This is a genomic window from Phaeovulum sp. (genome assembly GCF_030684035.1).
GTDB lineage: Bacteria > Pseudomonadota > Alphaproteobacteria > Rhodobacterales > Rhodobacteraceae > UBA6213.
In genome coordinates, this window is record NZ_JAUXPI010000004.1 from 75,811 (window position 1) to 89,423 (window position 13,613).

At 65.0% G+C, this 13,613-nt stretch carries 15 protein-coding genes and 1 riboswitch; of the genes, 11 read left to right on the forward strand and 4 right to left on the reverse strand.

Translation table 11 applies throughout. From position 1 onward, the window contains the following. Positions 1 to 34 precede the first annotated feature (34 nt). The 6 genes from queG (at position 35) to Q8J98_RS01850 (ending at position 4,699) form a co-directional block, all read left to right on the forward strand. On the forward strand, positions 35 to 1,078 hold the full coding sequence (queG, locus tag Q8J98_RS01825; RefSeq protein WP_305292891.1) for a tRNA epoxyqueuosine(34) reductase QueG: 1,044 nt from the start codon (positions 35 to 37) through the stop codon (positions 1,076 to 1,078). Positions 1,079 to 1,130: 52 nt separating this feature from the next. Next, positions 1,131 to 2,048 carry a DMT family transporter gene (locus Q8J98_RS01830; protein WP_305292892.1) on the forward strand — a complete coding sequence of 306 codons (918 nt, stop codon included), beginning with the start codon at positions 1,131 to 1,133 and terminating at the stop codon, positions 2,046 to 2,048. 53 nt (positions 2,049 to 2,101) lie between these two features. Then, on the forward strand, positions 2,102 to 2,293 hold the full coding sequence (locus tag Q8J98_RS01835) for a hypothetical protein (RefSeq protein ID WP_305292893.1): 192 nt from the start codon (positions 2,102 to 2,104) through the stop codon (positions 2,291 to 2,293). Positions 2,294 to 2,422: 129 nt separating this feature from the next. Next, a complete protein-coding gene (locus Q8J98_RS01840) occupies positions 2,423 to 2,593 on the forward strand; it encodes a hypothetical protein (RefSeq protein WP_305184587.1) in 171 nt (56 codons plus the stop codon). Positions 2,594 to 2,744: 151 nt separating this feature from the next. Then, entirely contained in the window at positions 2,745 to 3,734 is a 990-nt protein-coding gene (locus Q8J98_RS01845) for a glycosyl transferase family 90 (RefSeq protein ID WP_305292894.1), read from the forward strand. Next, positions 3,731 to 4,699, forward strand: a complete 969-nt coding sequence (locus Q8J98_RS01850; protein ID WP_305292895.1) for an NAD-dependent epimerase/dehydratase family protein — start codon at positions 3,731 to 3,733, stop codon at positions 4,697 to 4,699. Before Q8J98_RS01845 ends, Q8J98_RS01850 begins: the two co-directional genes overlap by 4 nt. A gap of 69 nt (positions 4,700 to 4,768) precedes the next feature. Here the strand turns inward: Q8J98_RS01850 and Q8J98_RS01855 are convergent, their stop codons facing one another. Next, positions 4,769 to 5,638 carry a branched-chain amino acid aminotransferase gene (locus tag Q8J98_RS01855; protein ID WP_305292896.1) on the reverse strand — a complete coding sequence of 290 codons (870 nt, stop codon included), beginning with the start codon at positions 5,636 to 5,638 and terminating at the stop codon, positions 4,769 to 4,771. A gap of 152 nt (positions 5,639 to 5,790) precedes the next feature. Between Q8J98_RS01855 and Q8J98_RS01860 the strand changes: the two genes are divergently transcribed. The 5 genes from Q8J98_RS01860 to Q8J98_RS01880 all read left to right on the forward strand — a co-directional run bounded on the left by Q8J98_RS01860 (position 5,791) and on the right by Q8J98_RS01880 (position 9,954). Beyond that, positions 5,791 to 6,297 carry a MarR family winged helix-turn-helix transcriptional regulator gene (locus Q8J98_RS01860; RefSeq protein ID WP_305292897.1) on the forward strand — a complete coding sequence of 169 codons (507 nt, stop codon included), beginning with the start codon at positions 5,791 to 5,793 and terminating at the stop codon, positions 6,295 to 6,297. After that, a complete protein-coding gene (locus Q8J98_RS01865) occupies positions 6,297 to 7,001 on the forward strand; it encodes a response regulator (protein WP_305292898.1) in 705 nt (234 codons plus the stop codon). Before Q8J98_RS01860 ends, Q8J98_RS01865 begins: the two co-directional genes overlap by 1 nt. A gap of 183 nt (positions 7,002 to 7,184) precedes the next feature. After that, a complete protein-coding gene (petA, locus tag Q8J98_RS01870; RefSeq protein ID WP_305292899.1) occupies positions 7,185 to 7,745 on the forward strand; it encodes a ubiquinol-cytochrome c reductase iron-sulfur subunit in 561 nt (186 codons plus the stop codon). A gap of 14 nt (positions 7,746 to 7,759) precedes the next feature. Continuing rightward, a complete protein-coding gene (gene petB, locus Q8J98_RS01875) occupies positions 7,760 to 9,082 on the forward strand; it encodes a cytochrome b (protein ID WP_305292900.1) in 1,323 nt (440 codons plus the stop codon). 17 nt (positions 9,083 to 9,099) lie between these two features. After that, positions 9,100 to 9,954: a cytochrome c1 gene (locus Q8J98_RS01880; RefSeq protein WP_305292901.1), complete on the forward strand. Its 855-nt coding sequence runs from the start codon at positions 9,100 to 9,102 to the stop codon at positions 9,952 to 9,954. Positions 9,955 to 10,036: 82 nt separating this feature from the next. On the opposite strand, the gene Q8J98_RS01885 is transcribed toward Q8J98_RS01880, so the two are convergent. The 3 genes from Q8J98_RS01885 to thiB are packed head-to-tail and all read right to left on the reverse strand — an operon-like array spanning position 10,037 to position 13,237. After that, entirely contained in the window at positions 10,037 to 10,732 is a 696-nt protein-coding gene (locus Q8J98_RS01885; protein WP_305292902.1) for an ATP-binding cassette domain-containing protein, read from the reverse strand. Further along, a complete protein-coding gene (locus tag Q8J98_RS01890) occupies positions 10,719 to 12,263 on the reverse strand; it encodes a thiamine/thiamine pyrophosphate ABC transporter permease ThiP (protein ID WP_305292903.1) in 1,545 nt (514 codons plus the stop codon). The genes Q8J98_RS01885 and Q8J98_RS01890 overlap by 14 nt, the downstream gene beginning before the upstream one ends. Beyond that, entirely contained in the window at positions 12,239 to 13,237 is a 999-nt protein-coding gene (gene thiB, locus Q8J98_RS01895; RefSeq protein ID WP_305292904.1) for a thiamine ABC transporter substrate binding subunit, read from the reverse strand. The genes Q8J98_RS01890 and thiB overlap by 25 nt, the downstream gene beginning before the upstream one ends. A gap of 37 nt (positions 13,238 to 13,274) precedes the next feature. Then, positions 13,275 to 13,382, reverse strand: a riboswitch (TPP riboswitch). Positions 13,383 to 13,613: the final 231 nt, after the last annotated feature.

The following is a 13,613-nucleotide window of genomic DNA, read 5'->3' on the forward strand; positions in this document are numbered from 1 at the left end:
TCCGCCCCCCGCACCCCCCGAGGGTATTTCGGCATTGAAGAAGGACAACGTGAAGGCGCGGCTGATCGAACGGGCCCTGGCCGAGGGCTTTGCCAAGGCGCGGGTGGCGCGACCCGATGCGGTGCCAGAAGCGGCGGCGCGGTTGGCGGCATTCGTTGCGGCCGGGCGGCATGGGCAGATGGGCTGGATGGCCGAGCGGATGGGCTGGCGCGGCAACCCTGCGGCACTTTGGCCCGAAGCGCGCTCGGTGCTGATGCTGGCCGAGGTCTATACGCCCGCTGTCGATCCGCTGGCAGTTCTGCGGCGGCCCGAGCGCGGGGCGATCAGCGCTTATGCGCAGGGGCGCGACTACCACGACATCGTGAAAGCGCGGCTGAAACGGCTTGGCCGCTGGCTGGTGGCCGAGGCGGGCTGCGAGATCAAGGTATTCGTCGATACCGCGCCGGTGATGGAAAAGCCGCTGGCGGCGGCGGCGGGGCTGGGCTGGCAGGGCAAGCACACCAACCTTCTGGCGCGCGATCTGGGCAGTTGGTTCTTTCTTGGCGCGATTTTCACCACGCTGGAGCTTGCCCCGGATGAAGCCGAAGAAAGCCATTGCGGGGCCTGCACCGCCTGCCTTGAAATCTGCCCGACCCGGGCCTTTCCGGCCCCCTATCAGCTCGATGCAAGGCGCTGCATTTCCTATCTCACGATCGAGCATCGGGGGCCGGTGGCGGAGGAGTTGCGGGGGCTGATGGGCAACCGCATCTATGGCTGCGACGATTGCCTGGCGGTTTGCCCGTGGAACAAGTTTGCGCTGGCCGCACGCGAAATGGGTTACGCCCCGCGTGCGGCGGAGCCGCCGCTGCTGGCCGAGCTGGCGGGCCTGGATGATGCGGCTTTCCGGGCGCGCTTTGCCGGCAGCCCGGTCAAACGGATCGGGCGCGACCGGATGGTGCGCAACGTGCTTTATGCGATCGGCAATTCGGGGCAGTCCGAATTGCGCGTGGTGGCCGAGGCGCTCTGCAGCGATAACGACGCCGCGGTGGCGGATGCGGCGGTTTGGGCGGCTGTGCGGCTGGCGCGCAGAAAATTGTAACGGTGACACGCGGCGGGCTTTCCTTCGCCGCCGTCGGCGCTAACGTGGTGCCATGTCTCCTCTGCGCGGCATCCTGCTGAAGCTGATCTCGGTTTTGGTCTTCATCGCCATGGCGGCGCTGATCAAGGCCACCGCGGCGCATGTGCCGCCGGGGGAGGCAGTGTTTTTCCGGTCTTTCTTCGCAATTCCGGTGATTCTGGTTTGGCTCGCGTGGCGACGGGAGCTGCGAAGCGGGGTGCGCGTTGCCAGCCCCCTCGGGCATTTCTGGCGCGGCTTGCTGGGCACGGCGGCAATGGGGCTCGGCTTTGCCGGTCTGGGGATGTTGCCGCTGCCCGAAGTGACCGCGATCGGCTATGCCTCGCCGATCCTGACGGTGATTTTTGCCGCGATGTTTCTGGGCGAGCGGGTGCGGGCGTTTCGCATTGCGGCGGTGGCGATGGGGCTGGCGGGGGTGCTGATCGTGCTTTCTCCGCGGCTCGGCGGTATCGGCGTGGCCAGCGACCGCGAAGCGCTGGGGGCCATGGTGGTGCTGATGGGGGCGGTCTGTTCGTCGCTGGCGCAGGTTTTCGTGCGCAAGCTGGTGGCGAGCGAACGCACCTCGGCAATTGTCTTCTGGTTTTCGGTCACCGCAAGTGTGCTGAGCCTGATCTCGCTGCCCTTCGGCTGGGTGGTTCCCGCCCCGCGTGAAGCAGCACTTCTGGTTCTGGCGGGGGTGCTTGGCGGGGTCGGGCAGGTATTCCTGACCTCGAGCTACCGCTTTGCCGATGCCGGGGTGATTGCGCCGTTCGAATATGCGTCGATGATTTTCGCCATAGGCATCGGCTATGTCTTCTTCGGCGAGGTGCCGACGCTGATCATGCTGGGCGGTGCGGCGCTGGTGATTTCGGCCGGGGTGCTGATCATCTGGCGCGAGCACCAGCTTGGGCTGGAACGCGCCCGCCAGCGCAAGGCAATGACACCTCAGGGGTGAAATTGCGCGGCCAAAGTGTTATGTTGAGGGTCCGCAGCAAGAAGGAGCCTGCCATGACCCGTCACATAACCGACCGCGACCGCGAAAGTGCTGATAGTGACCGGCTGCGTGCCTTTGTCGAGATTGAACGCGCCAAGGCCCCGAACCCCGCCGCCAAGAAAGCGCAGCGGCAGGGGAACCGGGGTGCCGACGCGGGCCGCCGGGTAGAAGAGTTCGTGCGCATCGAGAAGGGCCGCGAGGCCTGAGACCGGCGCGAGTATTGCGACTTTTTACCACAAATTGTAGGCTGTTGCGATATTGGTGCCGAATATTGTGGCATAATTGCGGGTTTTCAGCATAGATTGCATGCACGAAATAACATCGTGAGGTCAATCATGAAACTGAATGCACCTAATCAAGTGTTCTTTCTGCTCGCGCTGCTGCTTGCCATCCTTGGCGTGCTTGGCGGGTTTGGCGTGATCGCCGCTTTGGCGACCTACGCACTTTGGCTTGTTCTGGCGGCCTATGTCGTGCTTGCCGCTGGCTGCCTTATGAAGGGTGCCTGAGGCCATTGCGCGGCCTTCCGCCGCGCCGTTGAAGCCTGTCTGAGGCCGAGCACCGGCAGAATTGCCGGCATCGTCGGTTTCTTCTCAAGCGGTGGTTTTCCGCCTTGCCGTCGGCCTTTGGTCTTGGGACAAGAGGCCGACGGAGGTTTTCATGCGGACCCATTTCCTCAAATTCAAATTTGGCCAGTGGGCAAGGCGCGGGATGCGCCGGATCGGGCCAGATGCGCTCTGGCCCGCGGTCGAGGTTTCGGATGAACCGGTAGCGCCGAATGACGTCATTGTTCTGGTCACCGCGGGGCGCGCGCTTGCGAAGGTGCATCCGACCGCTTTTGGTCGACCCGAGCCTACACCGTTGCAGGCGCGCGGCTGCGTGAAAGCCCATTTGGGCGCCGCGCTGCATCTGGCGCGGCTGGCCGAAGGTGTATCGATATCGGTCAACCTTTCTGACGGCGATCTGCCGAGCGGCGCGCGCTTTGCCTTTTCCGCCGCTCCAGGCGGCGTGGTTCCGCTGCCGGATCCATATTTCATCTATTCTCGCGGCTTTGCCGAGTTCCGCGAGGTGGCCAAGCAGGCGGCTCGGCCCTGGGCCGAGCGGTCTGACCGACTGGTCTGGCGCGGCGGGGCAAATGGCCAGGGCTACAGGAACTTTGCGCCGGAGTTTCGCGATCACCCGGCGCTGGTGCAGCGCATCCGGGCCGCGCATGTCGCCCGCGATCTGGGGCTGGATTTTGGCTTTGTGGCGGTGCGCGACAATGCCGACCAGCGGTTGCTTGCGCACGCAGGTTTTTCGCGCGACCGGGTGAACAGCACCGATTGGGGCGGAATGAAATTTGCGCTCGATATCGACGGCTACACCAACACATGGGATAATCTTATGCACCGGATGATGCTTGGGTGCTGCGTGCTGAAGGTCGAGAGCCAGTTTGGCTACCGGCAGTGGTTTTATGACAGGCTGCGCCCTTTCGAGCATTTCGTGCCGGTGCGGGCGGACCTTTCAGACCTGGCCGAAAAGCTGGATTGGGCTCGCCAGAATGACGCTGCCGCGCGTGACATTGCTTCGGCGGGACAGGCGCTGGTGGCGGAAATGACCTTCGAGACGGAAATGGATTGGGCCGGTCAGCGCATTCGCGAGATGGCATGACCAGCACCTGGTCTGGCCTTCGGGTTGTGGTCGCCGGTGGCGCGGGCTTCATTGGCTGTTCGCTGGTGCCAGCGCTGTTGGCGGCGGGCGCGCGGGTGCGGGTGGTGGACGATCTGTCCACCGGGCAGGCCGCGGGGCTCGACGGTGCCGAAATTGTTGTAGCCGACATTGCGGCGCTGACCGAATTGCCCGGCGGCGCGGCGGATGTGGTGTTCAACCTTGCCTGCCCGGCCTCACCGCGCGCCTATCAGGCCGACCCGGTGCGAACCTGGCGCAGCTCGGTCCTTGGAACCCATGCGCTGGCGCTGGCGGCGCTGGCGGTTGGGGCGCGGCTGGTGCAGGCCTCTACCAGCGAGGTTTACGGCGACCCCGACGTGCACCCACAGGTCGAAAGCTACGCCGGCAATGTGTCGCTGCAAGGGCCGCGCGCCTGCTATGACGAGGGCAAGCGGGCGGCCGAGGTGCTGCTTTATGATCTGGGGCGCACGCAGGGGCTGGATGTTCGGGTGGCGCGGATTTTCAACACCTACGGACCGGGGATGGCGTTAGGTGACGGGCGGGCGCTGCCGGAATTCATCGAGGCGGCGCTGGTGGATGCGCCGCTGCGGCTGGAAGGGAGCGGGCGGCAGACCCGGTCTTTCTGCCATGTCGATGACATGGTGCGCGGGTTGATGGCGCTGGCGGCGTGCGAGGCGGCGCGGGGCATTCCGGTGAACCTCGGCAACCCGGACGAACGCACGATCCGCGCGGCGGCCGAGGCGGTGATCCGGCTCAGCGGCAGCCGCTCGGTGCTGATCGATGTGCCCGCCGCGCGCGACGATCCGCGCCGCCGCTGCCCCGACATCAGCCGCGCCAAGGCGCTGTTGGGCTGGGAGCCCGAGGTCGGCTTTGAGGCAGGGCTGGCCATGATGATCGCCGATCTGACCGCGCGCAAACGCCTCGCCACGGCCGGGGGTTCACGCTGAAGCAACGCGAGTAGGCGGAACGCCCGGGCCTTGCGGTCCGGGCGGTGCTTTCAGCTACGCAAACGTGGCTCAGGCCCGTACCAGTTTTTCGTAGTCGGTGGCAATTTCGCGGGTCAGTGCGCCCACCTCGAACATGTAGCCGCCAATCTGGCCAACCGGCGTTACCTCGGCGGCGGTGCCGGTCAGGAAGCACTGCTCGAAACCCTCAAGCTCATCGGCCTTGATGAAGCGTTCGTTCACGGTAATTCCCTTGGCGCGCAGCATGCCGATGACGGTCTGCCGGGTAATGCCGTTCAGAATCGCGTCCGGGTAGGGCGTATGCACCTCGCCATCTTTCACAAAGAAAATGTTCGCCCCGGTCGCCTCGGCAACATAGCCGCGATAGTCGAACATCATCGCATCGGAACAGCCCTTGGCCTCGGCGGCGTGCTTGGACATGGTGCAGATCATGTAAAGACCTGCGGCCTTGGCGGCATGCGGAATGGTTTCCGGGCTGGGGCGTTTCCATCTGGAGATGTCGAGCTTGGCACCCTTCATCTTGGCGTCGCCGTAATAGGCACCCCAGGTCCAGACCGCGATGGCCAGATGCACCGGGTTGCGCTTGGCGGCAACCCCCATGTCCTCACCCGAACCGCGCCAGGCCAGCGGGCGCACATAGGCATCCTTCAGGCCGTTGGCGGCGAGCGTGGCGGTTTTCGCCGCTTCGATCTCGGCAACCGTGTAGGGTATCGGCATGTCCAGAAGCTCGCCCGACTTCAGCAGCCGCTCGGAATGCTCGGCCGACTTGAAGATCTTGCCGTTGTAGCAACGTTCGCCCTCGAATACGCTTGAGGCATAGTGCAGGGCATGGGTAAGCACATGCACCTTGGCGTCGCGCCAATCAAGGAGCTTGCCATCCATCCAGATCTTGCCATCGCGGTCGTCATAGGCACCTGCCATGTCATCCTCCCTCGGGGCGCACCCCTTTTGCAAATGTTGCGCGAAATACGTCCGTTTCGGACATAATCTTGCGCGAAATCTGAATTTCGGTAGCAATTGATTCTTGGAAAGTCAACAAGGCTGACATAAAATCCGGCAAAAGTGAGGGCCAGATGGCGGAGACCGGAGCAAACGCGGCTGGCGGCGAGGGGCTGTTGTTCCTTACCGACGAGCAGTTGCGCAAGGGCATCGAAGCGATGTTCTTTGCCTATCGCGGCTTCACCGCAGACCCTGACCGGATTCTGGAAGGGATGGATTATGGCCGCGCACATCACCGCGCGCTGCATTTCGTCCACCGCCAGCCGGGGCTGACGGTCAGCACCCTGCTTGCGGTGCTTGGGGTGACGAAGCAAAGCCTCAACCGGGTGCTGCGCACGCTGATCGATGACGGGCTGGTGGAAAGCCGCATTGGCCGCAAGGACAAGCGCGAGCGTCACCTCTACCTCACCGACAAGGGGGGGGCGCTGGAGCGCGAGCTGAGCGAGGCCCAGCGGGTGCGGATGCGCGCCGCCTATCGTGCGGCGGGGCCGCAGGCGGTTGCGGGCTTCCGGCAGGTGCTGGAAGCGATGATGGACCCGGACCTGCGCCGCCAGTACCTGATGCTGCGGGACCGCGCCTGATGCAGGTGCAACCGCATATCCTGATCGTTGACGATGACGAGCGCATCCGTGGGCTGATGCAGAAGTTTCTGGCGCGCAGCGGTTATCTGGTCACCACGGCGCGCGATGCCGGCCATGCCCGCAGGCTGCTTGCCGGGCTGGAATTCAGTCTGATCGTGCTCGATGTGATGATGCCCGGCGAAGACGGCATCAGCCTGACCCGTGACCTGCGCCGCAAGCTGGCAACGCCGATCATGCTGCTGACCGCGCGCGGCGAAACCCGCGACCGGATCGAGGGGCTGGAAGCGGGGGCCGATGACTACCTGGCGAAGCCTTTCGAGCCGAAGGAGCTGCTGCTTCGGATCGGCGCGATTCTGCGGCGGGCACCGCAGGCAGCTGTGCAGGGGCCAAAGCAACTGATGCTCGGGCCGCTGCGCTACGAGCTGGAGCGCGGCGAGTTGTGGCGCGGCGAGGCTCTGGTGCGGCTGACCGCAACCGAAGCCGCGCTGATGCGCATTTTCGCCGCCCGTTCCGGTGCGGTGGTAAGCCGCACCGAGCTGATCGATGAGTTGGGGCGCGACCGAAGCGCCGACCCCGGCACCGCGCAAGACCGCGCCGTTGACGTGCAGATTACCCGCCTGCGCCGCAAGATCGAAACCGACCCGCGCGAGCCGCGCTATCTTCAGACCGTGCGCGGCGCGGGCTACATGCTGGCACCCGAATAGACCTCCCGCCCGGGCCGATTTTTCGGCTATGGCCTTGCTGTGGCGCAAAATACGCATTGGCTGCGCGCTATTGTCTGCTGGACTGGCGGAAATGTGATTGCTACAAGCCCGGTGCAGGCTGCAAAAGCGCGGCCCAACCAGTCGTATCGGCCTGAACCAAGGCCCGGGAAGGGAGAAGAGCTCGTGTCCCAAGCAGAAGTTATCGGCACTCGCAGAGATTTTATCCATTACGCAGCAGGGGGTGTCGGTCTGGTGGCAACCGGCGCGGCGGTCTGGCCGCTGGTTGACCAGATGAACCCCTCGGCCGATGTGCAGGCACTTTCGGCGATCTATGTCGATGTGAGCGGTGTTGAAGTCGGCACTCAGTTGACCGTGAAATGGCGTGGCAAACCGGTTTTCGTGCGCCGCCGGACAGCTGGCGAGATCGAGGCGGCGCGTGCCACCAAGCTTGAAGATCTGGCAATCGACGCAATGGCACAAAACGCCAACAAGCCCGGTGCCGATGCCTCCGACGCAAACCGCGCGATGGATGAAGCTGGCGAATGGCTGGTGATGATCGGCGTCTGCACCCACCTCGGCTGTGTGCCGGTCGGCAATGCCGCGGGCGACTTCGGCGGCTGGTACTGCCCCTGCCACGGTTCGCACTACGATACCGCGGGGCGCATCCGCAAAGGGCCTGCGCCGCGCAACCTCGACATTCCGGTGGCGCGTTTCACCGATGCAACCACCATCCTCTTGGGCTGAGGGAGAAAAGGCACATGTCTGGTATTCCGCACGACCATTACGAGCCCAGGACGGGCATCGAGAAATGGCTTCACAAACGTCTGCCGATCGTCGCGCTGGCTTATGACACGCTGATGATCCCGACCCCGAAAAACCTCAACTGGTGGTGGATCTGGGGCATCGTTCTGGCGTTCTGCCTGGTGCTGCAACTGGTCACCGGCATCGTTCTGGCAATGCACTTCACGCCGCATGTCGACCTCGCCTTTGCCAGCGTCGAGCATATCATGCGCAACGTGAACGGCGGCCACATGCTGCGCTATATCCATGCCAACGGCGGTTCGCTGTTCTTCTTCGCCGTCTATATCCACATCTTCCGCGGCCTCTACTACGGCAGCTACAAGGCCCCGCGCGAAGTCACCTGGATCCTCGGCATGCTGATCTATGTGGCGATGATGGCCTCGGCCTTCCTTGGCTATGTTTTGCCCTGGGGCCAGATGTCGTTCTGGGCGGCCACGGTCATCACCGGCCTCTTCGGCGCGATCCCGTGGATTGGCGAAGCGATCCAGACCTGGCTTCTGGGCGGGCCGTCGGTTGACAACGCCACTCTCAACCGCTTCTTCAGCCTGCACTACCTCGTGCCGATGATCCTGGTGGCGCTGGTCGCCATTCACATCTGGGCCTTCCACTCGACCGGCAACAGCAACCCGACCGGGGTCGAGGTGCGCCGCACCTCGAAGGCCGAAGCCGAAAAGGACACGCTGCCCTTCTGGCCCTATTTCGTGATCAAGGACCTGTTCGCGCTGGCGGTGATTCTGGTCGCTTTCTTCGCGGTCGTGGGCTTCATGCCCAACTTCCTTGGCCACCCCGACAACTACATTCCCGGCAACCCGCTGGTGACGCCGATCCACATCGTGCCGGAATGGTACTTCCTGCCGTTCTACGCGATCCTGCGCGCCTTCACCTCGGATGTCTGGGTGGTGATGCTGGTCGAATGGGTGACCTTCGGCGTGGTCGGGGCCAAGTTCTTTGGCGTGATCGCGATGTTCGGCTCGTTGATCGTGCTGGCGCTGGCACCGTGGCTTGATACCTCCAAGGTGCGCTCGGGCCGCTATCGCCCGATGTTCAAATGGTGGTTCTGGCTCTTGGTGCTTGATTTCGTCGTGCTGACCTGGGCGGGCGCGCAATCGACCGATGGCATCTACGCCTATATCTCGCTGATCGCCTCCACCTACTGGTTCGCCTACTTCCTTGTCATCCTGCCGGTTCTGGGGCTGATCGAGAAACCGCTGACCCCGGTGGCGACGATCGAGGAAGATTTCAACGCCCACTACGGTGCCAAGTCGCATCCGGCTGAGTAAGGAAAAGGACCGATATCATGAGAAACCTGTTTATCTCTGCAGTCGCGTCGCTGGCCCTTGGCACCGGCGCGGCCTTCGCTTTGGGCGCTGAAGGTCACGAAGGCAGCATCGTGGACGTGGCCTTCAGCTTTGAAGGCCCGTTCGGCACCTATGACGAGGCACAGTTGCGCCGCGGCTTCCAGGTCTTCAACGAGGTCTGCGCATCCTGCCACGGCATGAAATATGTGCCGATCCGGTCGTTGGGCGACGAGGGTGGCCCGGCGATTCCGGCTGACCAACTGCGCGACTATGCCGCGACGCTCAGCATCATCGACAAGGAAAGTGGCGAAGAGCGGCCGCGCATTCCCGCCGACATGTTCCCGACGGTGGCGGGTGACGGCATGGGCCCGGATCTCAGCGTGATCGCCAAGGGTCGCGCCGGGTTTCACGGCCCTTACGGCCTTGGCATCAACCAGTTGCTGAAAGGCATGGGCGGGGCCGAATACATCTATTCGGTGCTGGTCGGCTATGAAGAGGCCCCGGCCTGCGCCCCGGATGACGCTGAAGGCTACTACAACGTCGCCTTCACCGCGGGCGGCGTGCCCGATGCCTGCAAGGATGCAAAAGGCGTTTCAACCGTGGCCGGCACCTGGATTGCGATGCCGCAGATGATCACCGACGATGTGGTGACCTATGCCGACGGCACCCCGGCAAGCGCGCATCAGGTCGCCGAAGACATTTCGGCTTTCCTGATGTGGGCTGCCGAACCGAAGCTTGCCGCGCGCAAGCAGGCGGGCTTCATCGCGGTGCTGATGCTGACGCTGTTGAGCGTGCTTCTCTACTTCTCCAACAAGCAGCTCTGGGCACCCCACAAAGGCAAGAAGACCGCCTGACGGCGGGGCGGGGGCGCTGCCCCCGAACCCCCGGGGTATTTGCGCAAGGAAGAAACAGGGCACCTTCTCGGAGGTGCCCTTTCTATTTGCCCAGATACCGGGCGAGCGCCGGGGGCGGGCTGTCGAGCAGCGCGGCGGTCGGCTGCGGCGGCAGCGCCAGACCCTCGGCCACCAGAATCGTCAGCGGCGCGAAGGCGCGGGCGTCGGCGGGGTCGTGGCTGACCATCAGCACTGTGGTGCCCTGTTCGGCCGCAATCTCGGCGACGAGCGCCAGCATTTCGGCCTTGAGCGCTGGCCCGAGCGCCGCGAAGGGTTCGTCGAGCAGCAAGAGCGGCCGGGCGCGCAACAGCACACGCGCCAGCGCCACGCGGCTTTGCTGGCCGCCTGAAAGCTGGCCGGGTTTGCGCCCCGCAAGGCCGACAAGCCCGGTGCGCGCAAGCGCGGTATCGATGGCGGCACGGTCGGCGGCGCTGAGCCGCAGCGACGGATTGAGGCCAAGCCCGAGGTTTTCGGACACGGTCAGGTGCGGGAAAAGATTCTGGTCCTGAAACAGGATCGAGAGCGGCCGCGCCCCGGGGGGCAGCGCCGCAAGGTCGTGCCCGTTCCACAAGATGCGCCCCGCGCTTTGGGCAAAGAACCCGGCAATCGCAGAAAGCAGCGTGGACTTGCCCGCACCGGAAGGTCCGATCACCGCCACCAGCGCGCCGGTGGGAATGCTGAAATTGGCGGTGAGGCGGAAATCATCCTGGGTCAGGGTGAGATTTTCAAGTGTCAGCATGTTGCCCCGCCCGGTCAAACAGCCAGAAAAGCGCGAAGGAAAGCACCATGAGCAGGCTTGCCGCGGCGGCGGCATCGGCCATGCGGTAGGCCCCCATCAGCGCATAGAGTTGCAGCGGCAAGGTCGCCTTGGCCGGGTCGGCGAAAAGCGCGATGACCCCGAGGTCGCCCATCGAAAGCGCCGCCGACAGGCCAGCGGCAAAGCCAAGCGGGCGGGCCAGGCGCGGCAGCGAGAGCAGCCGCAGCCGCGCCAATCCGCCAAGCGAAAGCGAGGTGGCGAGGCGGTCATAATCGGCGTGCAGATTGCGCGCGGCGGGCAGCAGGCTGCGCAACGCGAAAGGCAGCGCCAACGCCGCATTGACCAGCACCGTTACCGGCAGCGCAAGGTTGGCGGGTGCCGCAAGGGGGCGCAGCAGCAGGAAGAGACCGGTCCCAAGCACCAGCGGTGATGCCACCAGCGGCAGCGTACCCGCCCATTCAAAACCGCGGTGCCGCGCCTTGGCCGCCGCCAGCGCCAGCGGCAGCGCCAGCGCCAGGGTCAGCACCGTGGCTGCAAGTGCCACCCCGAGCGAGCGCCCCGCAGCAAGCCAGACCGAGGCGGGAAGGGAAGCGAGCGCTGGCAGGCCACGGCCAAGCACCGCCGCCATCGGCACGATGAGGAAGCCGGCGGCAAGCGCTATCGCCGCCGCATCCTGAACCTTGAGCAAGTGCCCCGGATGGGCGGGCAGCACCGCGGCACGGTCAAGCCCCGCGCCAAAGCTCTGCGGCAGCGCGATGCGGGCAGTCGCCAGAAGCGCCGCGGTGCAAAGCGCCACCTGCAAGAGCCCAAGGCTTGCCGCGCGACCAAGGTCGAAGTCGAAGCGGAAGGCCTGATAGATGGCAAGTTCGATAGTAGTGGCGGCGGGGCCGCCGCCCAGCGTCAACGCCACCGCGAAGGAGGTGAGGCAGACGAGAAAGATCGCCAGCCACGCCCCCGGCAAGGTGGCGCGGAGCATCGGCGCTTCAATGTGGCGGCGGGTATGCGCCGGGGTGAAGCCGAGCGAGGCGGCAAGCCGGAACCTCTCGGACGGGATCGCCTGCCAGCCGTGCAACAACAGCCGCGTTGCCAGCGGCAGGTTGAAGAACACATGCGCCAGCACCACACCCTGCGCGCCATAGATCGAGATCCGCGGCAGGCCGAGTGCGGCAAGCGCATCGCTGAGCACCCCGGCGCGGCCAAAGACCGCGAGCAGGCCCATGACTGCCACCACGGCAGGCAGAATGAACGGCGCGCCCATCAGCGCGATCAGCGCGCCGCGCCCGCGAAAGCGGCGACGGTAGAGCGCACGCGCCACCGGCACCGCGAAAGCCACCGAAAGCGTGGCGGAAACAAGCGCCTGCGCGACGGTAAAGCGCGCCGCCGCAAGGTCTGTCGCGTCGAGCGCGCCCAGCCCCCCCGCGCGCCATGCGACGGCGGCCAGCGTGCCAAGCACCAGCGCCAGAACCGCCATGGCCGAAGCCCTTGCCATCAGCGCGCCAGTGCCGCGCGCCATTCTGCAAGCGCCGGGCCGCGCGCCGCCTGTGCCTCTGCCGCCGACATCAGCAGCGATTTCTCGGGCCAGAGCAGCCAGTCGAACGCCAGCGGCAGCCCGGAAGGCGAGGTCGTGGCGGGATACATCCAGTTTGTTTCAGGGATCGTGCCCTGAAATGCCGGGCTGCTGATGAAAGCCATGAAGCGATCGGCCAGCGCGGGCTGATCGGATGCCGCAAGCCGCCCCGCCACCTCGATCTGCACATAGTGCCCCTCGCTGAAAGGTGCTGCCTCCTTGGTCACGTCGCCTTCGGCGATCACATGGTAGGCGGGCGAGGTGGTATAGCTCAGCACCATGTCCGCCTCGCCAGCCAGAAACATGCCGTAGGCTTCGGACCAGCCAGGGGTCACGGTCACGATATTGTCGGCCAGCCCCGCCCAGATCTCGGCTGCACGGTCGCCATAAGCGGCCTTGACCCACAGAAGGAGGCCGAGGCCGGGGGTTGAGGAGCGGGGGTCCTGAATGACGATCTGCACCCCGGAGGCCCCCAGTGCGATGAAATCGGCAGGCGGGGTGGAAAGTCGGGTGGTGTCATAAACAAAGGCGAACCAGCCCCAGTCGTACGGGGTGAAGAGCGGGTCATCGTAGGGCAGCGGCAGATCGGGAGCGGGCGGCAGGCCGTGCGGGGCGAAAAGCCCGGTGGCGGCGGCCGCGGCGGTCAGGCTGGTATCAAGCCCGAGCACAACATCGGCCTCGGTCCGCGCGCCTTCAAGCATCAGCCGCGCCAGAAGCGCCGCGCCATCACCCGCGCCGACAAACCGCAAATCGCAGCCGCAATCGCGCTCGAACACCTCTTCGATGATCGGGCCGGGGCCCCATTCGGCAACGAAGCTGTCGTAGGTCAGCACTGTCAGCACGGGTTTATCCTGCGCCCGCGCCACAAAGGCCGTGGCTGTGGCACACAGGAAACCCGCAAGCATCAGGGAAAGTCGCATCGCATCCTCCAATGGCTTGACGGGCGGGGTCAGGCCGGGGACGCCCGGATACCTTCCCTCCGCCGGTCTTAACCGGTTCAGGTTCGACGGGTGCACGGATCATTCCGCATCTCAGCCCAGCGCAGGGGCTCCCCGAGGTAGGGCGAAAGCATAGGGTGCGGCGCGGGCGGCGCAAGCAGATTTCTATTTTGACGATTAGCGAGATTTTCGCCAAGTTTGGCGACTAGGGGCGCTTGCCCCTTGCCTTGGGACAAGCGCAATTTGCGTCACGCCAAAGCTCGCAAGAAAAATGCCGTGGGCGCTTGAAACGCCGCCCGCGACGTGCTAGAGGTCATGAAACAGATATCCACGCCACATGGAGAACGCCCGTGGGAAG